The 564-nt window shown below is 43.4% G+C and carries 1 protein-coding gene; it reads right to left on the minus strand.

The genetic code is table 11. The features are described 5' to 3' along the window. On the minus strand, window positions 1–564 hold a 564-nt coding region (locus tag N1032_RS26990; protein WP_259543772.1), incomplete at both ends, for a hypothetical protein.

Here is a 564-nt window from a genome sequence, read left to right on the forward strand (position 1 = left end):
TGTCAATAGGTTTGGATTTCTTATGAGCTTCCAGACCTCTCTGAGCTTCAGCATGAGATACACCATGATAATCAGACATAAGGTTTTTAGGATTATTCTGATTGGCAATAACTTCAGTGAACTCAACATTATGGCTCATGGAAATAGTCGGCATGTCAACTTTGTTCATCAGTGACGTAGCACGAGCAGTAGCAGCAGCAGAACCGCTCTGAGCAGCCATCTCAGTTTTAGCTTTTACAGCATCTTCCCACTGTTGAGAACCAACTGGTTGTTCGTCAATCTGACGCTGGATAGTGGACAAAGCCATCTCACCATCTTTAACACGAGTAAGATAATCATTATCAGTTTTTACACCAGCAGCACGAGCATCAAGTTCTGCATCAGTTAGTTTCTTGATATCCTGAGGTTTGATAACTTCACGAATATCACCGCCATTTTTACGAACGCTATTCATTAACTGAACAGCTCGATCTACCATTCGGATACCAGTTGTAGCAGCTTTACCTGGCCCCATCTGTTGACCTGGAGTAGAGATCCCACCCAATGTCTGCCAACCACCTTGTG

The organism is Herbiconiux daphne (genome assembly GCF_024979295.1).
Classification (GTDB): Bacteria; Actinomycetota; Actinomycetes; order Actinomycetales; family Microbacteriaceae; genus Herbiconiux; species Herbiconiux daphnes.